The 25,258-nt window shown below is 67.3% G+C and carries 23 protein-coding genes; 10 read left to right on the top strand and 13 right to left on the bottom strand.

What is annotated here, in order from left to right:
- The first annotated feature begins 29 nt into the window (after positions 1–29).
- On the top strand, positions 30–1,481 hold the full coding sequence (locus AC07XB_RS20325; RefSeq protein WP_492829596.1) for an aldehyde dehydrogenase family protein: 1,452 nt from the start codon (positions 30–32) through the stop codon (positions 1,479–1,481).
- A gap of 52 nt (positions 1,482–1,533) precedes the next feature.
- On the opposite strand, the gene pssA is transcribed toward AC07XB_RS20325, so the two are convergent.
- On the bottom strand, positions 1,534–2,166 hold the full coding sequence (gene pssA / locus AC07XB_RS20320; RefSeq protein ID WP_492807120.1) for a CDP-diacylglycerol--serine O-phosphatidyltransferase: 633 nt from the start codon (positions 2,164–2,166) through the stop codon (positions 1,534–1,536).
- Positions 2,167–2,273: 107 nt separating this feature from the next.
- Positions 2,274–2,897 carry an HAD family hydrolase gene (locus tag AC07XB_RS20315; RefSeq protein ID WP_492807118.1) on the bottom strand — a complete coding sequence of 208 codons (624 nt, stop codon included), beginning with the start codon at positions 2,895–2,897 and terminating at the stop codon, positions 2,274–2,276.
- 162 nt (positions 2,898–3,059) lie between these two features.
- Between AC07XB_RS20315 and AC07XB_RS20310 the strand changes: the two genes are divergently transcribed.
- From AC07XB_RS20310 to rrtA, 3 genes are all read left to right on the top strand, one after another.
- Positions 3,060–5,168, top strand: a complete 2,109-nt coding sequence (locus AC07XB_RS20310; RefSeq protein WP_492829594.1) for an ExeM/NucH family extracellular endonuclease — start codon at positions 3,060–3,062, stop codon at positions 5,166–5,168.
- Between the two features lie 125 nt (positions 5,169–5,293).
- Positions 5,294–7,777, top strand: a complete 2,484-nt coding sequence (locus tag AC07XB_RS20305; protein WP_492829592.1) for an ExeM/NucH family extracellular endonuclease — start codon at positions 5,294–5,296, stop codon at positions 7,775–7,777.
- A gap of 13 nt (positions 7,778–7,790) precedes the next feature.
- On the top strand, positions 7,791–8,378 hold the full coding sequence (gene rrtA / locus AC07XB_RS20300; protein ID WP_492829590.1) for a rhombosortase: 588 nt from the start codon (positions 7,791–7,793) through the stop codon (positions 8,376–8,378).
- Here the strand turns inward: rrtA and AC07XB_RS20295 are convergent.
- On the bottom strand, positions 8,353–8,817 hold the full coding sequence (locus tag AC07XB_RS20295) for a DUF2127 domain-containing protein (protein ID WP_492375190.1): 465 nt from the start codon (positions 8,815–8,817) through the stop codon (positions 8,353–8,355). The genes rrtA and AC07XB_RS20295 overlap by 26 nt on opposite strands.
- Before the next feature lie 127 nt (positions 8,818–8,944).
- On the opposite strand from AC07XB_RS20295, the gene AC07XB_RS20290 reads away from it, so the two are divergent.
- Positions 8,945–9,172: a DUF3820 family protein gene (locus tag AC07XB_RS20290; RefSeq protein ID WP_043354709.1), complete on the top strand. Its 228-nt coding sequence runs from the start codon at positions 8,945–8,947 to the stop codon at positions 9,170–9,172.
- 21 nt (positions 9,173–9,193) lie between these two features.
- On the opposite strand, the gene AC07XB_RS20285 is transcribed toward AC07XB_RS20290, so the two are convergent.
- Positions 9,194–10,687 (bottom strand): fumarate hydratase, encoded by a 1,494-nt coding sequence (locus tag AC07XB_RS20285; protein WP_492807113.1) that lies wholly within the window; start codon positions 10,685–10,687, stop codon positions 9,194–9,196.
- A 132-nt stretch (positions 10,688–10,819) separates the two neighbouring features.
- The gene (locus AC07XB_RS20280) at positions 10,820–11,548 is read right to left on the bottom strand and encodes a GntR family transcriptional regulator (protein ID WP_492829588.1); all 729 of its coding nucleotides are present in this window, start codon (positions 11,546–11,548) and stop codon (positions 10,820–10,822) included.
- A 242-nt stretch (positions 11,549–11,790) separates the two neighbouring features.
- Between AC07XB_RS20280 and AC07XB_RS20275 the strand changes: the two genes are divergently transcribed.
- Both AC07XB_RS20275 and AC07XB_RS20270 read left to right on the top strand, forming a co-directional pair.
- Complete coding sequence (locus AC07XB_RS20275) at positions 11,791–12,762, top strand: Bug family tripartite tricarboxylate transporter substrate binding protein (RefSeq protein WP_492829586.1); 972 nt, start codon at positions 11,791–11,793, stop codon at positions 12,760–12,762.
- A gap of 102 nt (positions 12,763–12,864) precedes the next feature.
- Positions 12,865–13,575 carry a GntR family transcriptional regulator gene (locus AC07XB_RS20270; RefSeq protein WP_492829612.1) on the top strand — a complete coding sequence of 237 codons (711 nt, stop codon included), beginning with the start codon at positions 12,865–12,867 and terminating at the stop codon, positions 13,573–13,575.
- A 5-nt stretch (positions 13,576–13,580) separates the two neighbouring features.
- Here AC07XB_RS20270 and AC07XB_RS20265 read toward each other — a convergent pair whose 3' ends face one another.
- The 3 genes from AC07XB_RS20265 to AC07XB_RS20255 form a co-directional block, all read right to left on the bottom strand.
- Entirely contained in the window at positions 13,581–14,840 is a 1,260-nt protein-coding gene (locus AC07XB_RS20265; protein ID WP_492375210.1) for an MFS transporter, read from the bottom strand.
- Between the two features lie 80 nt (positions 14,841–14,920).
- Positions 14,921–15,619 carry a hypothetical protein gene (locus AC07XB_RS20260; protein WP_492807109.1) on the bottom strand — a complete coding sequence of 233 codons (699 nt, stop codon included), beginning with the start codon at positions 15,617–15,619 and terminating at the stop codon, positions 14,921–14,923.
- 152 nt (positions 15,620–15,771) lie between these two features.
- Positions 15,772–16,683, bottom strand: coding sequence for a LysR family transcriptional regulator (locus tag AC07XB_RS20255; protein WP_492375185.1), 912 nt, complete (start codon positions 16,681–16,683; stop codon positions 15,772–15,774).
- Positions 16,684–17,098: 415 nt separating this feature from the next.
- Here AC07XB_RS20255 and AC07XB_RS20250 point away from each other — a divergent pair, with 415 nt between their 5' ends.
- On the top strand, positions 17,099–17,944 hold the full coding sequence (locus tag AC07XB_RS20250) for an AraC family transcriptional regulator (RefSeq protein ID WP_492375184.1): 846 nt from the start codon (positions 17,099–17,101) through the stop codon (positions 17,942–17,944).
- A gap of 112 nt (positions 17,945–18,056) precedes the next feature.
- A complete protein-coding gene (locus AC07XB_RS20245) occupies positions 18,057–18,998 on the top strand; it encodes an alpha/beta hydrolase (RefSeq protein WP_492375183.1) in 942 nt (313 codons plus the stop codon).
- Between the two features lie 174 nt (positions 18,999–19,172).
- Here the strand turns inward: AC07XB_RS20245 and AC07XB_RS20240 are convergent, their stop codons facing one another.
- From AC07XB_RS20240 to AC07XB_RS20220, 5 genes are all read right to left on the bottom strand, one after another.
- Positions 19,173–19,490, bottom strand: coding sequence for a hypothetical protein (locus tag AC07XB_RS20240; protein ID WP_492375182.1), 318 nt, complete (start codon positions 19,488–19,490; stop codon positions 19,173–19,175).
- Positions 19,478–19,645, bottom strand: coding sequence for a hypothetical protein (locus tag AC07XB_RS20235; protein WP_492807106.1), 168 nt, complete (start codon positions 19,643–19,645; stop codon positions 19,478–19,480). Before AC07XB_RS20235 ends, AC07XB_RS20240 begins: the two co-directional genes overlap by 13 nt.
- 183 nt (positions 19,646–19,828) lie before the next feature.
- Positions 19,829–22,030, bottom strand: coding sequence for a peptidase domain-containing ABC transporter (locus AC07XB_RS20230; RefSeq protein WP_492807104.1), 2,202 nt, complete (start codon positions 22,028–22,030; stop codon positions 19,829–19,831).
- 52 nt (positions 22,031–22,082) lie between these two features.
- The gene (locus tag AC07XB_RS20225; protein WP_492375180.1) at positions 22,083–23,342 is read right to left on the bottom strand and encodes an HlyD family secretion protein; all 1,260 of its coding nucleotides are present in this window, start codon (positions 23,340–23,342) and stop codon (positions 22,083–22,085) included.
- Between the two features lie 73 nt (positions 23,343–23,415).
- Entirely contained in the window at positions 23,416–24,678 is a 1,263-nt protein-coding gene (locus AC07XB_RS20220; RefSeq protein ID WP_492807471.1) for a TolC family outer membrane protein, read from the bottom strand.
- Between AC07XB_RS20220 and AC07XB_RS20215 the strand changes: the two genes are divergently transcribed.
- Positions 24,656–25,132: a hypothetical protein gene (locus AC07XB_RS20215; RefSeq protein ID WP_492375213.1), complete on the top strand. Its 477-nt coding sequence runs from the start codon at positions 24,656–24,658 to the stop codon at positions 25,130–25,132. The two genes, AC07XB_RS20220 and AC07XB_RS20215, sit on opposite strands and share 23 nt — an antisense overlap.
- Positions 25,133–25,258: the final 126 nt, after the last annotated feature.

The following is a 25,258-nucleotide window of genomic DNA, read 5'->3' as shown; positions in this document are numbered from 1 at the left end:
AAGTCACCGATCCCAAGCGAGGAGCAACCATGAGCACGCAGCCCCAACTGCCAAGACACGACCTGCTGATCGACGGCAAGCGCCTGCCACCCGGCACCGGGGAGTACTCCACCGACATCAATCCGGCCACCGAGCTCCCGATCGCCCTGGTCGCGCAGGGCAGCGCGGCCGACGTCGACCTGGCCGTGACCGCCGCCCGCGCCGCGCTCAAGGTCTGGTGCGGCCTGCGCGCGGCCGAGCGTGGCCGCATCCTGTACCGCTTTGCCGACCTGCTGGAAGCGAACCAGGAAGAGCTGATCGCGCTGGAAAGCCTGGATGCCGGCAAGCCGCTGGCCGCCGTACGGCGCCAGGACATGCCGGCGGTGATCGACACCATGCGCTATTACGCAGGCTGGGCCGACAAGATCAACGGCCAGGTGGTGCCAACCCGCCCCGGCGCGCTGACCTACACCGTGCGCGAGCCGGTGGGCGTGGTCGCCGCCATCGTGCCGTGGAATTTCCCGCTGATGATCGGCATGTGGAAGATCGCCCCTGCGCTGGCCTGCGGCTGCACCCTCATCGTCAAACCCGCCGAGATCACGCCGCTGACCGCGCTGCGCGTGGGCGAGCTGGCACTGCAGGCCGGGTTGCCGCCCGGCGTGCTCAATATTGTCACCGGCAAGGGCAGCGTCGTGGGCAATGCGCTGGTGGCCCATCCCGGCATCGACAAGGTGACGTTCACCGGCTCGCCCGGCGTGGGGCGCGGCATCATGCAAGGCGCCGCCGCCAACTTCAAGCGCGTCACGCTGGAGCTCGGCGGCAAGTCCGCCAACCTGATCTTCGCCGACGCCAACGTGGATGCCGCGGTGCGCGCCGCCGCCTCGGGCATCTTCTTCAATGCGGGGCAAGTCTGCTCGGCCGGCTCGCGCATCCTGGCGCAGCGCGAGGTCTATGACGAAGTGGTGGAAAAGCTGGCGGCGCGCGCCGCCTCGATCCGCGTGGGAGACCCCGCCGCGCCGGACACCACCATGGGGCCGCTGGTGTCGTCCGCGCAGATGAAGACCGTGCTGGACTATGTGGAGATCGGCAAGCGCGAAGGCGCCATCGCCGTGACCGGCGGCGAGCGCGTGGGCGGCAAGGGCTACTATGTGCAGCCCACCGTATTCGCCAACGTCCGGCACGAGATGCGGGTCTCGCAGGAGGAAATTTTCGGACCGGTTGCCAGCGTGATCCGCTTCGAGGACGAGGCCGACGCCGTGCGCATCGCCAACGGCACCGCGTTCAGCCTGGCGGCGGGCGTGTGGAGCGCCGACATCGGCCGCGTGCACCAGGTGGCCGCCGAGCTCAAGGCCGGCACGGTGTGGATCAACACCTATGGCCACACCGACGTGCGCCTGCCCTGGGGCGGGGCCGGCGACTCGGGGCTGGGCCGGGAGCATGGCGACGCTGCCATCGACAACTTCACCGAGCCCAAGGCGATCTGGCTGTCGCTGCGGCAATAGTGGCCAACCTGCGGCGCGAGCGTGGAGCGGGGGCGGCCATTCTTGCGCGGGGCTACATCTTCGGGATGCGCAAGGTCTTGCTGATCATCAGCGAGCCGGAGAGCACGAACAGCAGCGCGAGCGGATGCAGGTCCGCAGGGCCGATCGACCACACGCCGCCGTAGAGCGCATCGCCCACCCGGCCCTGCCGCGCGCAAAAGGCCAGCACGGCAGTCAGCAGCACGCTGGTGGGAATCGGCGTGCCCTCGAAATACGCTACCTTGCCGCTGCCCTCGGACAAGGTCTCGGCGGTGACATTGAAGCGTGCCAGCCGGCTCACGCCGCAGCAGACGAAGTAGATCAGCGCCGCCATGTCCCAGCCGCCGCGCATGCCCGCGGCAAACGCCAGCGTGGCCGGGCCGACCCCGAAGGAAATGATGTCGGCGAGCGAGTCCAGCTCGCGGCCCAGCGCGGAATGCTGGTGGCGCCAGCGCGCGATGCGCCCGTCCAGCACGTCGAAAATGAAGGCCGCAGGCGCCAGCGCTGCCGCCGCCATGAAATGCGCTGGCAAACCCGAAGCGATGTAGAACATGGCGAAAAACACCGATGCCATGCCGCAGGCGGCGTTGCCCAGTGTGAACAGATCGGCAAGATGCAACTCGCGGATCATGGAGAAATGCTTGGGACGTTCTGGTGTGGATGCCATGGCGGCGGGCTCCTGAATCCTCTGGCGCGTAAGACTGTCGGAATGACGGTCGGAAAACAAGGTTTGCCCGCAACAAGCAAACCAGGCAATCGATCTGGCTAGTCTGGCTAGAAATGCAATCCCGCTGCGCGCAGCGCGCTTGCGGTCTGCGCGGCGCTGGCATGATGCACAGCCTGCCAGCCGAGTGCCGTTGCCGCAGCCACATTGGCCGCGTTGTCGTCGATGAACAGCAGCTCTCCTGGCGCGATGCCCGGCAGGCTGGCATCGATGCGCGCCTGCATGAGCCGGTAGATGGCCGGGTCGGGCTTGGCCACGCCAACCTCGCCGGACACCAGGATATCGCGGAACCATGACAGAAAATCGCCAATACGCTCGGCATAGGGATACGTTTCGCTGGACCAGTTGGTCAGGCCGAACAGTGGCACCTGCGCGTCGTGCAGGCGCTGCAGCAGGGCCACGCCATCGGCCAGCGTACCGCGCAGCATCTGCGGCCAGCGGCCATAGAACGCGCGGATCAGGCCGGCCTGCGCGGGATGCTCGGCCACCAGGGACTCGGTGGCCTCGTGCAGCGGCCTGCCGGCATCCTGGCGGATATTCCACGCCGGCGAGCACACCTCCGACAAGAACCGGGCGCGCTCCTGTGGATCCGGAATCAATTCGCGATACAGGTATTCCGGGTTCCAGTCGAACAGCACACCACCAAAATCGAACACTACGGCACGGACAGTCACGGTATCTCGTCAGCTGCGTTGAGGACAAGGCTGCATTCTCGCAGAGTCTGCGCCGCGCCCAGTATGAGAATTGGCTCAATCCGCGAGCCGGCCCTGGGTTTTACGCTTGGCATCAGCAGTCCATCCGGACCCACATTGCGCCGAGACCTTGGAGACCCATCCATGCGCCTGTTCTTGCCAAAGCCTTTCCTGCACGGCTGCCTGCCGCGCATTCTGCCGCGCTGCCTGCCACCCTGGCTGGCCTTGCTCTGCTTTGCCTTGCCCGCGCATGCCGACGCGGGCGATCGCGATCAGGCACGTGCGCTGCTGGCCCCTCCCACCGCGCAATGCGGAGCGCCGGCCACGCTGATCGCGAACCTGCGGGACGAAAGCGAGGGCACGCCGTCGATCGGGCGAAGGGTCGCGCTGGAGGCGGTGGTCACGGCCGACTACTCGGGCGCCGACGGCCTCAGCGGCTTCTTCGTGCAGCAGGCCGACGCCCAGCGCCAGCGCCGTCCCGGCGTATCCGAGGGCATGTTCGTCCATGCGCCGCGCGCGGCTGCGCGGGCGGGCGACCTGGTGCGCGTGCTCGGCACGGTGGAGGAGCGCGCGGGCCAGATGCGGCTTAGGCTGTCCGGCCCGGCCACGGTGTGCGCGGCGGGCCAGGCGGTCACTCCGGAAACCATCACGCTGCCCACGCCGCACACGGGCTCGCTGGCGACCTATGAGGGCATGCTGGTGCGGCTGCCGCAGACCCTCACCGTCAGCGAGACCTTCGAGCTCGGCCGCTACGGCAGCGTGGTGCTCAGCCTCGGCCGGCCGCCGCTGCCCACCAACGTGGCCTTGCCCGGGGAAGCCGCCGCCGCACAGGCTGCCGCCAATGCGCTCAATCGCCTGGTGCTGGACGACGGCTACAGCCGGCAAAACCCGCCGCGCGTCATCCATCCCGCACCGGGCCTGAGCGCATCGAACACACTGCGCGGCGGGGACACCGTCGCCAATGTGCGGGGCGTGCTGGAATGGCGCGCAAACGCCTGGCGCGTCCAGCCGCTCCCCAGTGCGCCGCTGCCGGCGTTCCAGCGCACCAATCCGCGCACCGGCGCCCCGGCGCGCGTCGCCCGCACCGATCTGCGCGTGGCGGCGTTCAATGTCGAGAACTACTTCAACGGCGACGGCCGCGGTGCGGGCTTCGATGACCCCGGCAATCGCGGCGCCAAGACGCCTGCCGAGTTCGCCCGCCAGGAAGCCAAGATCCTGAGCGCATTGCAAGGCCTGAATGCCGACGTGATCGGCCTGATGGAAATCGAAAACAATGGCCATGGCGAGCTGAGCGCCATCCACCGGCTCGCGGGCAAGCTCGGTCCGGACTGGCGCTTCATCCATCCTGGCCGGGAGCAACTGGGCGGCGACGTCATCAAGGTCGCACTGGTCTACAACAGCCGCACCGTGGAACCCGTCGGCACGCCGGCCACCCTGGCGCTGGGCGCGAGAACCCGCCAGCCGCTGGCCGCCACCTTCCGCCTGCCGGGCCATCCCGCCAAGCTTACGGTGGTGGTGAACCATTTCAAATCCAAGCGCTGCAACGACGCCCGCGGCGTCAATGCGGACCAGCGCGATGGCCAGAGCTGCTGGAATCCCACGCGCGTGGCGGCGGCCAGCCGCATTGCCGACTGGCTGGCCACCTCGCCCACCGGCGTGCCGGACGATGGCAAGCTGGTGATTGGCGACCTCAACAGCTACGCACAGGAAGACCCGATCCGCCTGCTGGCAGAGCGCGGCTATGCGGACATGATTGCGCGCTTCGCAGAAGCCGGCACCCCATCCTACAGCTATGTCTTTGGCGGCGAGGCCGGCTACATCGACCACGCGCTCGCCGATGCGGGGGCGGCGAGCCGCACCCTCGCGGCGCGCCATTGGCACATCAACGCCGACGAGCCGATTTCCCTGGCCTATGCGCTGGCCCACAAGAGCGAGGCGCAGCAGCAATCCTTCTATGCACCCGACGCCTATCGCTCTTCCGACCACGACCCGCTGGTGGTCGACCTTGCCATGCGCAGCGATGGCGTGGCCACGGGCGGCACAGCGGGCACAGACGACAGCGCGGGAAGTACGAGCACTCACACTGGCACCAGCGGTGGCAACGGCGCGAATGGCAGCAAGGAATCCATCGAGAAGGCGCAAGCCGGCGCTGGCGCCACGGATCCCTGGCTGCTCTGGGCGTTGGCGGTCGCCACGGCGCTCACCGCGTGGCACTGGTTTGTGCGCCGCGTCCTGCCGCGCTGGCGGGCGTGAGCCGCGTGCTTCTCCGGGGCGGCCGGGGGGAGGCGGTCAAATGTATGCCAGCCATTCATGCCCCTGTCACCTGCGCTCAATAGCATCACGGACTTTGCAAAACCCAACCCATCGAGCCGCCCCACATGCGCCTGTCCGTCCTTAGTGCCGCCCTGCTTGCCATCGCCCTGCCCGCTCATGCCGACCTGATCATCAGTGAGGTCGTGGAAGGCACCTCCAACAACAAGGCCGTCGAACTGTACAACCCGGATGCTACCGCGATCGACCTGTCGCAATACAAGCTGCAGCAATACAACAACGGCGCCACGGCGCCCACCAGCACCTTCACGCTCAGCGGCACACTGGCACCCGGCGCGGTCTACGTGATGGCGCATACCAGCATGGCGGCCACACTCGGCAGCCGCCTGAACCAGGTCATCGCATTTACCTTCAACGGCGACGACGCGCTGGTACTGACGCGCGCGGGCACCGTGATCGACCGTTTCGGGCAGGTCGGCGTGCAGCCTGCCGGCGGCGCCTGGGGCACCGGCGCCTCCACCACCAAGGACAACACCTTGCGCCGCAAGGCCGGGCTGGTCGCCGGCGACACCGACAGCACCGGGGCCTTCGATCCGGCGCTGCAGTGGGACGGCTTCGGCACCGATGCCTTCGCCGACCTTGGCTACTACAACAACGCGCCGGCGCCATTGCCGCCGGTCACCGCGCAGTGCGGCGCCCCGGCCACGTTGATCGCCGATATCCAGGGCGCCGGCGCCACCTCGCCGCTGGCCGGGCAGACGGTCGACGTGGAGGCGGTGGTGACGGCCGACTATCCCGGCACGGATGGCTTCGGAGGCTTTTTCGTCCAGCAGGCGGATGCCCAGCGCCAGAACCGTCCCGGCGTGTCCGAGGGACTGTTCGTGTACGCCCCCTCGACCAGTGCCCGTGCCGGCGACCTGGTCCACCTGGTTGGCAAGGTCGAGGAGAAGTTCGGCCAGACGCAGCTGGCGCTCGCCAGCACTGTGGCGGTTTGCGGCAACGGCCAGACCGTCACGCCCGCGGTAATCACGCTGCCCGCGCAGACCGCGCAATCGCTGGCTGCCTTCGAGGGCATGCTGGTGCGGCTGCCGCAAACCCTCACAGTCAGCGAGACTTATGAACTGGGCCGCTACGGCAGCGTGCTGCTGAGCAACGGCCGCCTGCCGCTGCCGACCAATGTGGCGCTGCCCAAGGCCGGCGCGGCCGCGCAGGCCGCGGCCAACGCACTGAACCGCCTGGTGCTCGACGACGGCTCGAACAAGCAGAACCCGGCGGTCGTGCCGTTCCCCGCGCCGGGCCTGAGCGCGGCCAACACGCTGCGCGGCGGCTACACCGTCAGCAATGTGCAGGGCGTGCTGGAAATGCGCTTTGGCAGCTGGCGCCTGCAGACCGTGCCCGGCGCGCCCGCCCCGGCCTTCCAGGCCACGGCAAACCCGCGCACCAGCGCGCCGGCACGCGCGGCCCAGTCCGATATCCGGGTGGCCTCGTTCAACGTGCTGAACTATTTCAACGGCGACGGCAAGGGCGCGGGCTTCGACGACCCGAACAATCGCGGCGCCAAGACGCTGGCGGAGTTCGAGCGCCAGGAAGCCAAGATCGTGGCCGCCCTCAAAGCGCTGAATGCCGATGTCGTTGGCCTGATGGAAATCGAGAACGACGGCTATGGCGAATTCAGCGCCATCCAGCGGCTGGTCGGCAAGCTCGGTGCGGACTGGCGCTTTGTCGACCCGGGCGTGGACAAGCTCGGCGGCGACGCCATCAAGGTCGCCCTGATCTACAACAGCCGCACCGTGGAGCCCGTGGGTGTGCCTGCCACGCTGGCCATCGACGACAAGAACCGCCAGCCGCTGGCCCGCACCTTCCGCCTGCCCGGCCAGTCCCGCAAGCTCACGGTGGTGGTCAACCACCTCAAGTCCAAGGGCTGCACCGGATCCACGGGCACCAACGCCGACCAGGGCGATGGCCAGAGCTGCTGGAACCCGACCCGCCTCGCCGCCGCCGGCAAGGTCGCCGACTGGCTTGCCACCTCGCCCACCGGCGTCGCGGATGACGGCAAGCTGCTGATCGGCGACCTCAACAGCTACGCCAAGGAAGACCCGATCCGCCTCTTTGCCGACAAGGGCTACGCCGACATGGTGGCGCGCTTCATCGGGGCCGGCGCCTATAGCTATGTCTTTGGCGGCGAGGCCGGCTACATCGACCACGCACTGGCCAATGACGCCGCGGCAAGCCGCATCCGCGCGGTCAGCGAGTGGCATATCAATGCGGATGAGCCCATTGCCCTGGAGTACTCGGTGGCCTTCAAGAGCGCGGATCAGCAAACGTCGTTCTACGCGCCGGATGCCTACCGTTCGTCCGATCACGACCCGGTGCTGGTGGACCTCGCACTGCGCGACAGCAGCCTCGCGCCGGAAGGTGATCAAGGCGGTGCGGGCAACGGCAATGCCGGCGGCGCCACCGCCAGCCAGGGCGGCGACACCGGGACCGGCGCGGCGGACACGTGGATGCTGCTGGTTCTGGCCGGCGCCCTGGCCGCAGCGGCATGGCGCCGCTTGGCAGGCGGCATTGCAGGCGGCGTTGCGCGCCGCTGACAGGCACGCAGACATGCACGTTGACAGGCGGCGCGCCGCTGGCGGGTGGCTGCTGCTGGCGCTGGCGCTGGTCGCGCTCCAGGCTGCCGGGCCTGCGCTGATGCTGGCCCTGCGCTTTGACCGCGAGGCCATGCTCGCGGGCCAGGCCTGGCGCCTGCTGAGCTGCCATTTCGTGCATCTCGGCTGGACGCATTGCCTGCTCAACGTGGCAGGCCTGCTGATGCTGGCGGCGATCCTGCCGGCGCGCATGCGCGCCTGGCAGGTGGTGCCGCCATTGGCGGCCATGACAGGATTGCTGCTGCTAGCCGGCGAGCCGGATCTGCTCCGCTATGCGGGCTTCTCCGGCATCAACTACGGGCTTGCCATGGTCGCCCTGCTGCCCCGGGCCCGCCGCGATGGCCTCGCGGCGATGCTGCTGCTCGCGCTGGCGGCGCGCGCAGGCTGGCAGATTCTGGCGGGGCCCGCCGAGGACGCAGGCGCGTGGCTGGGCGGCCCGGTCGTGGCCAGCGCCCACCTGTACGGCCTGGCCGCCGGCGCATTGCTGGCCTGGCCACGCCGGGAGGCGCCTGCGATGGCTAGGCGCCGGCCGGATTGCGCCTGATGCTGTTGGCCAGGTAGGCCACGATCAGTACATTGGCGATGGCCAGCCCGATGTGAATCGCGCTGGGATGCGCCACCGCCTCGTACAGTTCCACCGGAATGTAGACCGCGCCCGACCATACGCCCAGCCATTTCGCCCACACGCGCTGACGCCACAGGCCGTAGGCCTCCGTGAGGCGCATGGCTGCGTACATCGCGGCGGATCCGCCAATGGCCCACAGCCGCGCGTCGCTCGGATGGGCCATCAGCGACAGGAAGATGGTCGGGTAGCGGCTCCCCGGGTTCAGGTGCAAGCGGGCCACAATGGCCTCGGCCAGCGCCTGCGCATCCCGGTGCAGCAGCGCCACCAGGCCCAGCCCCGCCAGGATCACCAGCACGCCCTTGGCGGCCTCGAACAGGGCGATGCCTTTCAGGCCAGCGCCAGTGCCTTGCTTTGCCATCTTGCTTGTCCTCGTTAGCGGTGAGGTCAGGATCGTACCCCGGCGCGGCCGGCGGCGGCAAACCGGGCGCGGCACGCTGGTAACATCCCCTTGCCGGCGCCATCCGAGGCCCGCCTGAGGTCGCTCCATGAATCCCGAACACCTGCCACTCCTGCTCACCCGCACCATGCCCTACGGCAAGTACAAGGGCCGCGTCATCGCCAGCCTGCCGGGCACCTACCTGAACTGGTTTGCGCGCGAAGGCTTTCCGCCGGGCGAGATCGGCCAGTTGCTGGCCCTGATGCACGAACTCGACCACAACGGCCTGACCAGCCTGCTGGATCCGCTGCGCGGGCGCTATCGGCCCCAGGCGTAGCTCCTCGGAGCGCTGCGGGCCTCAGCTCGCGACGATCCGATGAATCGACCGCCCTGTGGCATCCACCGCCACTGTGGCAGGCATGTCCTCCACCTCGAACTCATAGATGGCCTCCATCCCCAACTCTGCGAAGGCCAGCACGCGTGCCTTGCGGATCGCCCGGGAGATCAGGTAGGCCGCGCCACCCACCGCGATCAGGTAGGCCGCGCCGTGGCGGCGGATGGCCTCGATGGCCACTGGCCCGCGCTCGGCCTTGCCGATCATCACCAGCAAGCCCGTCTGCTCCAGCAACTGCGGCACGAACTTGTCCATGCGCGTCGCCGTGGTAGGCCCTGCCGGGCCCACCGCTTCGTCGCCCACTGCGTCGACCGGCCCCACGTAGTAGATCGCGCGATTGCGCAGCGGCACCGGCAGCGGCTCGCCCGCATCCAACATGGCTACCAGCCGCTTGTGCGCGGCATCGCGCGCCGTCAGCAGGCGGCCGCGCAGCCGCAAGGTCTCGCCAACCTGCCATTGCGCCACCTGCGCGGCATCCAGATTGTCCAGGTCGACCACGCGACCTGGCTTGGCGGTCAATGCGCCGGGAATGCCATCCCAGGTATCGGCAGGCGGTGGCTCCAGCCGCGCGGGGCCTGAGCCATCCAGTTCCACCGTGACAAAACGCGTGGCCGCGCAATTGGGAATCAGCGCCACCGGCAGCGTTGCAGCGTGACACGGCAGCGCGGCTACCTTGACATCCAGCACGGTGGCCAGCCCGCCCAGCCCCTGTGCGCCGATGCCGAGCGCGTTGATGCGCTCGAACAGTTCCAGCCGCAGCCGCTCGGTGTCGTTCGCGGGCCCCTTGTCGCGCAGCGCATGGATATCGATGGGGCTGAACAACGCGCGCTTGGCCGCCAGCATGGCCTGCTCCGGCGTGCCGCCCACCCCGACGCCAAGCACGCCGGGCGGGCACCAGCCGGCGCCCATCTGCGGGATGGCGGCGAGGATCCAGTCGACCAGCGAATCGCTTGGGTTGAGCGTGGCGAACTTCGCCTTGACATCGCCGCCGCCGCCCTTGGCCACCACCGTCATCTTGATGGTGTTGCCGGGCACCAGTTCCAGTTGCAGGAAGCCCGGGGTGTTGTCGCCGGTGTTGCGCCGCTCGCCCAGGGCCGAGCCAACCATGGTGGCGCGCAACGGATTGGCGCTATGCGTGTAGCCCCGGCGCACGGCAGCGTCCACCATCTGCTGCACGGACAGCTTTGCTGCGCCATCGCGCGCCGCAAAGCGCACGTCCATGCCCACGGTCATGAAAACCTGCGCCACGCCGGTATCCTGGCAGATCGGCCGGTGCGCCTCGGCGCTCATGCGGCTGTTGACCAGCAACTGCTCGATGGCATCGCGCGCCGCGCCAGCACGCTCGGCGGCAAAGGCGCGCTTGAGCGCCTGCACGAAATCGGCGGGATGGTAGTAGCTGACGTACTGCAGCGCGTCGGCAATGGTGTCGACGACGTCTTCCTGGAAGATCACAGTCATGGCGGGGTGGGCGCAGCATGCCGAACAGCGGCTGCGCGAATCAATTATGTCTATACATAATGACACGCCCCGCCACCGGAAAGCAAATCCCTTGGCCACCCGTCTCCGGACGATCTTCGGGCTGGCTAAGGCTCAGCCCTGACGCTGCAGCACCGTCGAATACGTGAAGCGATCGGCCGGATGCAAGCTCACCACCACTTCGAACAACCGGTCCGACTGGTCGAAATACCGCCGCACGAATTCCAGCGCATGCGCATCGGGCGCGGTGCCCAGCACCTCCGCGAGCGCAGCGGGCACGCCCACCGCCCGCACGGTCTGGCGCACTTCCTTGACCAGGCGCCCGGTAGTCTTGCCAACCAGTTCGCTGATCAGGCCGGGATCTGTCTTGAGCAGCTTGCGGATCTTGGCGCCGTCAGCCGCCATCACGTAGACATCGGACCATGACAACGGATGCGATGGCGCTTCGGGATTGGTGCGCGAGGTCTCGATATGCAGCCAGCGCGAGCCCGGCGGGCAGCCCAGCCGGGTGGCCAGTTCGATGTCCAGCACGATCTCGCGCACGCCGTGGATCACGCGCTGCGTCGCGGCGCCGTATTGCACCAGCTCGTCGATGGTGGAGAGCTTGGGCATGTACTCGCTGCTGCGCGGCGCGGCGGCTTCCACCCGGGTGCCGGCGCGCTTTTTTCGCGAGACCAGGCCTAGCTCCTGGATGCGCATCAGCGCCACCCGCACGGTGCCCCGGCTGACGCCGTGCTTCTCGGCCAGCTCCAGTTCGCCCGGCAGGCTTGACCCGACCGGATAGACCCCGCTCGTGATGTCGTGAATAAGTGCCTTGGTCAACTCGGCGTGGCGTGGCTCCATGGGTTCCCTGAATGATCGATCGATGTGCCTGAGGCGTAGCAAATGCTAGCGCCTGGCGGCCCGCAAGCCAAGCGTAAAGGGTAAACGAGATGCGGATCCGGGTTGACGGTCGGGTGCCACATTCCTAGAATATGTTTAAACATATTTGTAAAATGTACATATAAGCAGTACCGATCATCTCAAACAACCGATCAAAACTACCGATCAAAACAACCAAAACCACCTCGATGATGGAGACAACAATGACCAAGCAACTGGGCGCCACGCTGGCCCTGCTAGCCCTGTCCATCAGTGCGCTGGCGCAAAGCTACCCCACCCGCCCGATCACGTGGATCGTGCCCTTCGCCGCCGGCGGCCCAACCGATGCGCTTGCCCGCAATATCGCGGACCGCGTCGGGCGCGATCTGGGCCAGCCGGTGCTGATCGAGAACCAGGCCGGCGCCGGCGGCACCATCGGCGCGGGCAAGGCGGCAAAGGCCGCGCCCGATGGCTATACCTTCCTGGTCGGGCATATGGGCTATATGGCCGCGGCGCCGTCGCTGTACAAGAAGCTGTCGTATGACCCGGTCAAGGACTTCGAGGGCGTGTTCCGCTTCCCCGACACGCCGCTGGTGCTGCTGGTCGGCGCGAACTCGAAGTTCAAGACCGTGCAGGACCTGGTCGCCTTTGCCAGCGCCAATCCGGGCAAGCTCAACTTCGGCAACGCGGGCGTGGGTTCCACCTCGCATCTGGTCGCCGCCATGTTCGCCCAGCAGGCCAAAATCAAGGTAACCCCGGTCTCCTACAAAGGCGCCGGCCCGGCCCTGACGGACGTAATGGGCGGCCAGGTCGACGGCATGTTCGACCAGACCAACACCGCCCTGCCCCAGGTCAAGGGCGGCAAGGTCGTCGCCGTCGCGCAGACGGCGAAGCTGCGCGTGCCGCAGTTCCCCAGCGTACCCACCGTGGCGGAAACCGTGGTGCCAAACTTCGAGGCATCCACCTGGTACGGCCTGTATGCGCCCAAGGGCACGCCCAAGGACGTCATTGCCCGCAACTACACCGCGTTCGCCAAGGCCATCGCCGACCCGGAGTTCGCCAAGAAACTGGCCGACCAGGGCATCCAGCTGCTGCCGGACGCCGCCTACAAACCCGCCGCGCTGAACCAGCACACCGCGGCCGAAGTGGCCAAGTGGAAGGCCGTGATCACCACGGCGGATATCAAGCTGGATTAGGCATGCAGCATTAGCCCGGCGCCTAAGGCCGCGCCTGCTTTTGGTAGTACGATATCGCCCTTGCACGCGTTGCCGTGTTGTCGGGAGAGAGTTTTGCCATCAGTGGATCGCCGTAGCGCCGGCACATCGCGCGCCCGGGCCAGGACCGAAGAACCATCGCAGAATGAGCTGGCCTATACCGGCCTGCGGGAGCGGCTGACCACGCTGGTCTACCGCCCCGGCGAGCACCTCAACATCTCCACCCTGGTCGACGATCTTGACCTTGGCCGCACGCCCATCAACCAGGCGCTGCACCGGCTGGCCAACGAAGGATTGGTGCAAATCCTGCCGCGCAAGGGCGTGGTGGTCTCGCCACTGTCCATCGACGATGCGCTGCACCTGATCGACGTGCGCCTGGCCAACGAAACGCTGTGCGCCAGGCTGGCCGCCGAGCGCATCACCGCCGCCGGCCTGCACAAGCTCGAAAGCCTGCTGAGCCAGGTGGAAGACGCCGTGGCGCAGCGCAACCTGCCCGAGGTGACCAACCTGGACCGCCTGTTCCACGAGGAAATCGCGCAGGTCTCGGGCAACCCGATCCTGATCGAAATCCTCAAGGTGCTGCACGCGCGCTCGCAGCGCTTCTGGGCCATTTCGCTGTCGTCCGAAGGGCACCTGGCCGAGGTCGGCGCCGAGCACCGCGCGATCCTGAAGGCGCTGCGCGAGGGCGACGGCGCGGCAGCGGCCAGCGCGGTCACGGCCCATGTGCTTTCCTTTCGCCAGGCGCTGCTGCAGGGCCGCCGCGAAACGGTCTTCGCGACGGCGATCGAGGGTTAGCCGGATCAGCTTTCGAGCGGCTTCTTTGCGGTTTCCCGCGCCACCAGCAGCGCCACCAGCGTCAGCGCCACGGCGGCGCTGACATACAGCGAGATCGCCAGCGTCGAGCCGTACGACTTGTACAGGCTGGCGATGATCAGCGGCGCAAAGCCGCCGCCCACGATGCCCGCCAGCGTATAGGCCAGCGATGACCCGGCGTAGCGCACCCGCGTGGGGAACTGCTCGGTCACGAAGGCCGCCTGCGGGCCGTACATCATGGCGTGGATGATCAGCCCGACCACCACCGCGGCGCAGATCTGCAGCGGCTGCGCGCTGTCCATCAGGCGGAAGAACACAAAAGCCCACACCACGGCCAGCAAGGCCCCGGCCATGTACACCGGGCGGCGGCCGAGCTTGTCCGACAGGCTGCCGAACAAGGGCACCGCGATGGCGTTGCACGCCGCGCCGATCATGGTCGCGCTCAGCGCCAGCGGCCGGGACAGGTGCAGCACGCTGGTCACGTAAGTCAGCGTGAAGACCACCACCAGCGCATAGAGCACGTCGGAGCCGATGCGCACGCCGCCGGCCACCAGCAGGCGCCGCCAGTGATCCACGAACACTTCCTTGATCGGCGTCTTGGCCGTGCTCTTGCGCGCTTCCATCTCCTTGAACAGCGGGGTTTCCTCGACGCCCTTGCGCAGCCACAGCCCGAACAGCACCAGCAGCACGCTCGACAGGAACGGAATGCGCCAGCCCCACGCCTGGAAATCTTCCGGGCTCAGCCACAGCGACACCACGGCGATAAAGCCGGTGCCCAGCAGCGTGCCGCACGACGGCCCCACCTGCGTAAACGATGCATTGCGCCCGCGCTGGTGCTGCTCGCCGTGCTCCATCGACAGCAAGACCGCGCCAGCCCATTCGCCGCCGATCGCCGCGCCTTGCGCGAAGCGCAGCGCCACTAGCAGGATCGGGCTCCAGATGCCCCACGACATGTAGGTGGGCAGCAAGCCCATCAGGCCCGTGGCCACGCCCATCAGGATCAGCGTGGCGACCAGCACGAAGCGCCGGCCGAGCTTGTCGCCCAGATGCCCGAACAGCACGCCGCCAAGCGGACGGGAGACATAGCCCACCGCATAGGTGGAAAACGCCAGGATCGTGCCCGTGAGCGGATCGAACGAGGGGAAGAAGACCGCGTTGAACACCAACGCGGCCATCAGGTTGTAGACGGTGAAGTCGTACCACTCCAGCGTGGTGCCGATGGTGCTGGCCGCGGCCAGCCGGCCCATCCTGGGCTTGGCGGCGTGGGTGACCGCATCGAGCGTGCCCGCGGCGCCCTGCGTGGTGGAAATCGTGCTTGCGTTAGTCATCACGCCACCTCCCCGGAGAAGAGCTTCCATTTCAACGCGTAGCGTGCGGCCTGCTGCATCGATGCGCCCAGACGCTTTGCCGCCTCCTGCAGTGCCTGCTCGCTCGCGGCTTCGGCGCTGCTCTCGATCACCAGGATGGGCAGCAGTTGCCGGTCGGTCAGGCTCTCCTTGGGCAGCGGCTGGCTTAGCTCGGCGTCTGGCATCAGCAGGTAGGACTGGACAAAGCCGGGCTGTGCGGACAGTTGCCCGCCAACCTCGCCCGCCAGGTCGACCAGTGCCAGCGGATCTTCCGGCTGCGCCAGCGGCAGCACGGCAATCCAGCTGCCGCTGCCCTGCCCAACGGTGGCGGTGACTTCGCTCACGCGGCGCATCGGCTGGCGCATGCGGTCCAGGTTGGCCACCGACCACGGCGTCTGGCGGCGAAAAGCCGCCTTGTAGGCCGCGGAGGTGAATGCACCGAGCGACTCGGTGCGATACAGGCCGAGATACTTGGGGCCGCCCTGCACGGCCTCATAGCGCGCGGCGGAGATGAAGCCTTCGATGCGGGCGCGCTCTTCCACGTGCTCGCGGTCGTACCATTGATTGAAATCGGCCTCGTCGGCCGCATCCACATTCGACGCGACAAACAGCATGCCCTGCGGGGCCATGCCTGCCGCGCTCTTTGTCGCCGAACTTTCGGTCGCAAACATCTCGCTCATCAAACTCTCCGGTTGCCACGCCAATACAAAGCGGTGAGCTGATGATCGGCGCGATCGCCGCGCGCGACAAACGGGTTTTTCTTCGTGTTTCCGATCAGTTTTTCTGTTCGATCCGCCTGCGTTCGCGCACCAGCTTGGCGCGCGGCCGTGCTTCACTCCGGCGCAAACGGTGCAGGCAGCGAACGCACAAAGCGATCCGATTCGCGGCAGGCCAGATCCGCCACCAGGCGAATCGCCTCCGACGCCGCATGGTCGAGATGGCTCACTACCAGCCGTTGATGCGGCAGCGGCACATCGCAACAGATCACGCGCAGCTCGCCGCGCTCCACCTCTTCACGCACCGGCGCCAGCGGCATCAGCGCATTGCCAAAGCCCGCCTTCACCAGCCGCACGATGGCCGCGATGGAGCTCACGCAGTGCACCTTGCCAACGGGCAGCCCGGCCTTGCGGTACAGCTCCTTGAGCGCCACGTGCGGCTGCGACCCCGGGCTCATGGTGATAGTCGGGTGCTGCAGCAGCGTGGCCAGTTTCCCTTCATCGGGCTGCGCCGCGCCGGGCCGCCCGACCCACCCGATCGCCATCGGCAGGCACGGCGTGCTGGTGATGCCCTCGCCCACCGCGGGGTCCGTCTGCAAGGCGATATCGATGCCGCCGGCGCGCAAGGTCTTGTGCAGCCCTTCCGTGGTCTCGGAAGTGATCTGCACCTCGATGCCCGGATAGGATGATTGCAGGTGCCGCAGGAAGTCGACCAGCCAGGTATGCACCACGCTCTCGATGGCGCCGATGCGCACCAGCCCCAGCAACTCGTGGCCGGAGCGCCCCAGCACCATGATCTCCCGCTGCAACTCCAGCAGCCGCTCGCCGTAGCCAAGCAGGCGCAGGCCCACCGGCGTGAGCCGCAGGTCCCGCGCCTCGCGCTCGAACACACGCGCGCCAATCTCCTGCTCCAGCGAGGCAATGCGATTGGACATGGCGGCCTGGGTGATGTGCAGCTTCTCGGCCGCCGCGCGAAAGCTGCCTAGCCTTGCTACCCACATGAAGGCTTCGACAAAGCGCGTGTTCATGGCCTCGTGCTCCCGGCATCGCCTCCCGGGCCGCCGCGCAGGCTGCCCCCTGCATGGCCACGCTCCCGTGCACCGGGCGGCCGCGTGCGCGCCAGGTTTTGCTGGCCAGGCGCACCGTTGCAGTGCGGCAGCCGCGTCAATGCCGCCCCGGACGAGGCTGGGAGAGACGCTGAATTCGTGCCGGTATCTGCATTTTTATCCGTCATCTGAAATTTCACAAGATTTACAGAGAGATTTTTATGCAAATTCCACGCCAGCGCTCTAGTGGCATTCCCTAGGGCCGCCATGCCCGGCCAGGGCAAGGGGCCGTCCGCGGCGAGCCCCTTGCCTCACATCATCGACGGCAAGGCCGATGCGTACAATGCGGGGCAGTCCATCCAACTGTTCAACCGGCTTCTCCGCCGCAGCGTACGCCATGCCCCGACCGCGCGACCATGCCATCCCCGCCGGCAGCGGCAAGCCTGCCGTCAGGCCCGCACCCAAGAGCACCAACCCACTCGACTACCAGCAAACCGCCCGCCCCGCGGCGGTCATGCCCAAGGAATTCCCGGACGGTTTCGTAGTAGCTGCGCACCGGCACGAACGCGCACAGCTGATCTATGCTGTGGCCGGGGTGATCGAGGTGGCGGCGGGCCACGCCCTGTGGCTGCTGCCAACCCAGCGTGCGCTATGGATGCCGCCAGGCATGGAACACGGCATGCGCGCCCGCGGTGCCGTGTCGCTGCGCACGCTCTATATCCACCCGGAAGCCCGTCCCGGCGCTACGCCGGCGCAACCCCGGCTGGTCAATGTGTCGCCGTTGCTGCGCGAGCTGGTCGTGCGTGCGGCAGCGCTGCCGCTGGACCACGCACCGGGCGGCCGCGAGGACCGGCTGATGCGCGTGCTGCTGGACGAACTCGAATGGTCGCCGGAACAGCCGCTGCCGTTGCCGGCTGGCGAGGACCGGCGCCTGGCGCGCATCTGCGACGCCCTGCGCGACAACCCCGCCGACGCGCGCACGCTGGCCGAATGGGCCCTGGAGGCAGGCGCCTCCAGCCGCACGCTGGCGCGCCTGTTCCAGGCACATACGGGCGTGTCCTTCGTGCACTGGCGCCAGCAGGCGCGGCTGCTGTACGCACTGCCCCGCCTGGCCGCCGGAGAACCCGTCGCAACCATCGCGGCGGAACTGGGCTACGACACGCCCGGCGCTTTCGCCGCTATGTTCCGCCGCTATACGGGCACCACGCCCAGCCAGTATTTCAGGATGTCCGATCCGGCGTAAAGAGTGGCCCGGCCGGCGCAGACGCACCGCCTGGCCGGGCGTATCGTGGCGGGCATGCCCTTTCGCTACAGGCTACAGGCAACGGGTATGGCACGATAACCAGGACCAGGACATGACACGTTCAGACATCGAATTCATCTCCGAAGGCGCCACCCTGCGCGGGTGGCTGTACGCACCGGAGGGCACATGCACGGGCCCCCGCCCCGCCATTGTGATGGCCCACGGCTTTTCCGCCGTCAAGGAGCAGTATCTCGACCGCTACGCCGAGATGTTCGCCGCCGCGGGCTTTGCCGTACTGGTCTACGACCACCGGAACTTTGGCGCCAGCGACGGCACGCCCCGGCAGGAAGTGGACCCGGCCCTGCAAAGGCGCGGCTACCGCGATGCCATTACCTGCCTGTGCAGCCGCGATGATGTCGCGCACGAGCGCATCGGCATCTGGGGCACCAGCTACAGCGGCGGCCATGTGATCGAGGTGGCGGCACTCGACCGGCGCGTGCGCTGCGTGGTATCGCAGGTGCCGCAGATCAGCGGCCATGCCTCCGCGCTGCGCCGCACCCGCGCCGACCTGGTACCGGCCGCGCTCACGCGCTTCGAGGCCGACCGGCTGGCGCGCTTCCGGGGCGAACCGCCGGCCATGCTACCGGCCGTCAGCGCGGACCCGGCCGCCGCCTGCGCCATGGGTGGCGCCGACAGCCACAAGTTCTTCACGGACACCGCCACCTTTGCGCCGGCCTGGCGCAACGAGGTGACGCTGCGCAGCGCCGAACTCGCGCGCGAGAACGAGCCCGGCATCCACATTGCGCGCATCAGCCCCACGCCGCTGCTGATGATCGTGGCCGACCGCGACCTGCTGACCGCCACCGACCTGTGCCTGGCAGCCTATGAACAGGCCTTGCAGCCCAAGCAGCTGCTGATGATTCCGGGCGGGCATTTCACGCCCTACCTGGAACAGTTCGAAACCACCAGCCAGGCTGCGCGCGACTGGTTTGTACAGCATCTCAGGCCGCAATCTCCGGCCATGGCATCTCAGGCCAAGCATCTCAAGCCATAAGGCGGCTGCGCAGGATTGCCAGGCAGCCTCGGAGCGCCCAGCCATTGCGAAACGCGGCTGGCCGGCATGGCGCGGGAATCGGCGGCAAGCCTTCGCCCTCCCCGGCGTAGCCGGCAATTGATGGAAACCGCCGACGCCGGGCAGCGGGCATGCCGCCCGGCACCGGGAGCCGCCTTAGACCTTCGGCGGGTTCAGGGTCGGATCCAGCAGGGATCCGGTGGCATTGTTGAAGACAGGCACGGTTGCCGCCCAATCGTTCACGAAACCATAGGCAGCGCCACTGACAACACCGGCGATGCCGCCAACGATAAAGCCGACACCCGCCGACAGGATGCCCAGACCCAGCAGGCCACCCGAGCTGCCGCCAGTCACGGCGCCCTTGTATACGCCCTGGACCAGGCCGGCAATGCCGCCCAGGACTGCGGCACCCGTGCGGGAGGCGAAGCTGGCGCCCGAAACCTGGTCAAGTTCCATTACGGTCAATTCACGCATTGATTTATTTCCTTGTTGCTGATTAGTGATCGCCAATCATTCCGGGCCGGATTGGCTTCGGCCATCTTGCCGGCATCGATCGCCGGCAGAATTGCTGCCGGCATGCCCACATCCCGTCGCGGGATTCCATCGCCGCCCTTCGTGCCATGAGGCATGCAAGCTCGAGCCCTGCCCTTGCCCGTTCAGCACGGCCTGGCACCCGGGCACACCTCGGGACCGCTGGCGAAACCAGGCTCGGCATCAGACGGGCGCCGAGGGAGAAAATCGCCTTTGGCACTCAGGCCGCCAGCGCCCCGGATTGCTTCGGTATGGTTCCGCTTGCACAGTGCTCAACGCCATCAAACAGGCTTGCTGATCAACTCGCCCGGAGCGGCGTCGATCTCCCCCTGCATGGCTGATTGTGCGGGCAGCATCTCCGGCGCCAGCGCACGTACCGCGCCTCGCTCCAGCACGATCACCCGGTCCGCGCTGCGGATCGTCTCCGGCCGGTGCGCTATGATGATTCGCGTGACCCTCATGGCACGGATGGCCTGGTTGATGCGCTGTTCGCACTCCACATCCAGGTGACTGGTGGCTTCATCGAGAATCAGGATGGACGGCTTGCGGTAGAAAGCCCGCGCCAGCAGCACGCGCTGGCACTGGCCGCCCGACAGCGATGAGCCCATGTCTCCCACCAGGGTCTGATAGGCCATCGGCATGGCGGCAACGTCATCGTGGACCTGGGCCAGGCGCGCGGCTTCCTCGATGCGTGCCATGTCCGGCTGCGGATCGAAGAAGCCGATGTTTTCGGCAATGGATCCGGCAAAGAGAATGTCGTCCTGCATCACGCAGCCGATCATGTCGCGGTACTGGTGCAGGCCCAGCTTGCGGATGTCGACGCCGTCGGCGCTCACCGCCCCTTCCTCGGGTACCAGCAGGCCCAGCAGCACCTTGGCCATGGTCGTCTTACCCTGTCCCGATGGCCCCACCAGGGCAACGGACTCCCCTGGCGCGATCGAGAACGTGCAGCCGTCCAGCACCCACGGCTCGGTCTCTGCGTAGCGAAAACGCAGGCCGCGCACGTCGATGGCGGGCGAGGCCACCAGGCCTTCGGCCGCTGCCGGCGGACGTAGCGTCTTCGTTTCCATGTCGCTCTCGACGCAGGTCAACACGATGTCGGCCAGGCGCTCGCCATGCAGGCGCAACATGCGGAAATCGATGACGGTGTCGATCAGCCCGGACGCCCGGGACGAGAACTGCTCCGCGAAGCTGACGAAAGCCACCAGCATCCCGGCGGAGAACTGGCCGTCGAGCACCAGTCGCGCCGCCAGCCACACCAGCACGACCCGCCCGGCACCGGAGATGATGCCCTGCAAGGTCGAGAAGCTGATCGAAAGCCGCTGGATCGCCACGTTCTTGTTGGTGGTGTCGACCACGGCGTTGGCGTAGATGGCAACGCGCACATCCTGCTTGTTGCCCAGCTTGATCGCCTGGACGCCGCGGATCGATTCCAGCAAGTTCGACTGGGCGCGTGCCGCATAGACGATCTGGTCCTCGTTGGCCTGCCGGAACGGACGGTAGGAGACCCAGCGGATCAGGGCATAGGTGGTGAAGAGTCCCAACTCGAGCCAGGTCAGCATCGGGCTGTAGATGAACAGCATGAGGAGCGTCACGATCGCCATGACGCCGTCGAGCAGCGTGCTGACAAAGCGCGTCGTGAGCGTGCTCTGGATGGTGCCGATCGAGCCAAAGCGCGACACCACGTCACCGATATGGCGCTGCTCGAAATACGACATGGGCAGCTTGAACAGGTGCGAGCAGAGGTTGGCCGTCCACTGCACGTTCAGCAGGCTGGAGAACCATGTCAGCACCCATGCGCGCAGGGCAGCGATGGCATTCTGGAACAGCACCACCATGAGGAAGCCGATGCCGAGCAACGTCAGCAGGTCGACGTCGGCCGACACCAGCACGTGGTCCATCACCCATTGCATATAGAACGGCGAGACGATGCCGAAGACTTCCAGGGCGACCGAGAGCAGCAGCACCTGGAAGAACGCGGCGCGGATGCCGGCCACGCTGCCGATCAGCTTCAGCATCGAGATGGATTCCTTCTCGCGGGTACGCTCGAAGGTGGGCGATGGCAGCAATTCCAGCGCCACGCCGGTGAAATGATCCGACGCTTCGGACAGCGGTACGTCGAGTATGCCGCGGGCGGGATCGTGGATCGTGATCTTGTTGCGGCCGATGCGCTTCAGGACCACGAAGTGATTCAGGTCCCAGTGCAGGATACAGGGGCGCCGCAGCTTGACGAGCTCGCCGAGCTCGAGGCGCAGCGCGCGCGAGGCCAGTCCCAGGCGCGAGGCCACCAGCATCACGTCGGCCAGGGTTGCCCCCTTGAGCGAGGGGCTGAAGCGGCGGCGCAGGCTGACCAGATCGATCTCGCGGCCGAAGTAGCCGGCGACCATCCCGACGCATGCCAGGCCGCATTCCGCCGCCTGGGTCTGGAGCAGCACCGGCAGGCGCTGGCCCCAACCGAACTGCAGTGCTTTCATAAAACTCATGATCCGAGCGATTCCAAGGTGATTTGACGCATGGCGCGATGGCGGAGGATCGTCACGATCCGGCGCGGCGGCCCAGGGCATACAGCGGCGCCAGTACCCACTCGATCAGGCGTCGCCTGTCAAGCAGCACGTCGGCTTCGAGCGCCATGCCGGGCTTGAGCGGCTCATGCTTGCCATAGGCCTGGATGTCCTGCCGGTCCAGCGCGACAACCACGCGGTAGTGCTGTTCCTGCACGTTGCCCTGTCCGGTGAGATTCGCGACCTCCTTCGGCGAGAGCGCGGTGCGCGACACTTCGGTCACGCGTCCCGATTGCTGGCCGAACTTCTGGTATGGATAGGCCTGGTAGCGCAGCACGACAGGCGCGCCGGGGCGGATGAAGCCGATCGCCCGGCTCGGCACCATCAGTTGCGCCTCGAGCTGCGCGCCCTGCGGCAGCAGGGACATGACGGTCTGCCCGGCATTGACGATCTGCCCCGGTTTCGCCAGCAGCGCGCCCACCACGCTTGCCCGCGGCGCGCGCAGGATCACCGAGCGGCGCGACTCGTTCTCGGCCGTCGCCTGGTCGATATCCGCGAGCTTGCGTGCGATCTCGTTGCGCTGGTTGCTCATATTGAGCGGCAGCTCGCGCTGCCGCTGGCGGACCTGTTCGAGCTGTTGCCCGATGTCCAGCCGGTGGCGGACAAGCTCCTGCAGCCTCGCCTGGGAATCGATCAGCACGCCCTCCTGCTGCTCCACCTGGCTATTCGAGGCATAACCCTCGGCCCGCATGGACTGCAGCTTTTCGAGCTGGCGTGTGGCCAGGTCGGCCTGGCGGGTACGCTGTTCCTTCTGCGCCTGGATCTGTGCGAGCTGCTCGCGCAGCATGCCGGCTTGCATCTGCAGGCCGCGCTGCGCCTCGCCAGCCAGTTGCAACTGGCTGGCGAGGTCGATCTCGAGCTTGGAACGCTGCAGCTTGAGCTGCGTGCCGATGTGCTCGCGCGTTCCGCCCAGTTCCGTGGCCACTTCCGCGGAAACCACCATCAGCCCGGCGCCCTCTTCCACGGACTGGCCTTCACGCACGCGGGTCTCGACCAGGGTGCCGGTGAGCGGTGGCGTGATACCGAACAGGCCTTGGGCTGGCAGCAGCTGGCCGAGGACGCGCTCGCGCTTGGTGTAGGTGCCGAACACCAGCAAGCCCGCGATGGCAGCCGCCAGCGCACCGGCCACGCCGATCATCAGCCACCGGTACGGCGGGGAATACAGGCTGACCGCGCCCATGAGCCTGTACTTGCTCGCGTCGAGCGCTTCTTGCCGGAACAGCGAATCAGTCATTGCAACGTCTCGACATTGAGTCAGGATTGAATAGCGCGCGGTGCCCGGCGCGCCAGCGTCTGCCGGCCGATGCTCACCCCTTGTGCTGGTGGCATGCCAGCGCGGCGACATCGGCATCGCCCAGCGAGCCGAGCGCGGCCGACAACTGCAGGCGCGCGCGCAGGTGCTTGTAGCGCGCGGAGGCCAGGTCACGTACCGCCTCGAAGTAGCGCTGCTGCGCATTCAGTTCGTCGATGTTCGTCCGCATGCCCACCTCACGGCCGAGGCGGGTCGACTTGACCTTGCCTTCGGCGGATCCCAGCGCACGCTGCCGTGCTTGCACCAGCGCGCCACCGTTCGTCATGCCGAGATAGGCGGCACGCGCGCTCTCGCGCGCCCTGCGCCGCGCATCTTCGAGCGCGTCGCGGGCCTGGGCGCGGCGGCTGTAGGCCTCGCGCCCGGCCGAGAGTTGCGCGCCGCCGGCAAACAGCGGAATGGTGATCGTCACGCCGATCGTCGACGAGCGCGTCTTCGAGGTGGTGCCGAAGATCGCATCGAGCCTGTTCTCGCCGGCACCGTAGCTCCAGTTCGTGCCGTAGGATGCCTGGGCGCTGACGACAGGCAGGTTTGCGCCCACGGCAGCGGCGACGTCGGCCCCGGCCTGCTCGGCCTGCTGCTCGGCAATGCGCACCTCCAGATTGTCCCGGGCGGCTTCCTCCATGGCAGCCTCCATGTCGGCCGCCATGGCCGACGGCATGCATTGCAGCCCGACAGCTTCGACTTCGTCCGCCGACAGGCCGGTCAGCCTGCGGTACGTGCCGCCGGCAATCTCGAGATCGGTCAGCGCAGCCACTGCGCTGGCAAGCGCCAGGTCCAGGTTGGCCTGCGCCTCGTCCACGTCGGTCCGCGTACCCTCCCCGAGCCGTAGCGCGGCTGTTGCCTGGTCGAGCTGCTTCTGGAATGCCAGCTTTGCCGACACGGCCGCCTGCAGAACCTCGCGCTGGTACAAGACATCGAAATAGGCATCGGATACGCGGACCATCAGGTCCTGCTGCGACTTCTCGAACTCGATGTCCGCCAGGGTCGCCAAGGCAATGCCGCGCTTGACGTCGGCAAAGCGCGGCATATCGAAGATGGGCTGCGTCACGCTGGCGGCAATGCTGTGCCGGCGCACGGCGGTGGCATAGGCCGCCCCGGGCTGATCCTGCTTCGCGTAGCTGCCCTCGAGCTGCGCGCGCGGCAGCAGGCCGGCGATCCCCTGCCAGCGCTTCTCCCGGCCAGCCATCCGGGCATTGCCCGCGGCGGAAAAACCGGCGTCGAAACCTCGCGCCGCATTGATTGAATCCAGCAAGGTCACCGCGTGCGAGACCTGGGCACTTGCCAAAACACAGGGAAGAACCAACAGATCAATCAACTTCATCTTCAACATCGGCGCCCGATCCTCTCCAATCCATTGGGGAGCTTTTTTCAACATGAAACAAAGCGGTCCTGAGCAGGGAGGAACAGCGAATCCGGATCACGAAATGATCCGCCTGCGCAACGGTGTGCGCCTGCAAGGGCGAGGTCGCGGACAGGACAAATGGTACGTTCCGTGCCGTGCAACGACGCCAGGGCTGCAGCCTGGAGCATTTGCCGCGCAGCGGCGATCGCCACCGGATCCTCGCACCAGACTCGTTCCTGTCGCATCTGCATCGCGCTGGCTTAAGGATCGGACGATAGCAGGGATCGTCGATGAAAAAACCAGGATTAATCTGATTCTTTCAATCCTAAATCTGAGAGAGGCCGACATTTCCAAACTCCATGATGAGTAGTCGGAGTCGGGGGCTCACACCCATTATGGGATCCGCGCAACGGCATTTTCTATACCTGGCGGCGGGCGCCCGCGCCCGCCACGGCGCCGAGACACCCGCGGGGTTCGGAAATCAGCGTGTCGCCCA

This window comes from Cupriavidus sp. GW821-FHT02F09, from assembly GCF_059421605.1.
Note: the sequence above shows the minus strand (reverse complement) of the source record. Positions and strands in the feature narration are given on the sequence as shown.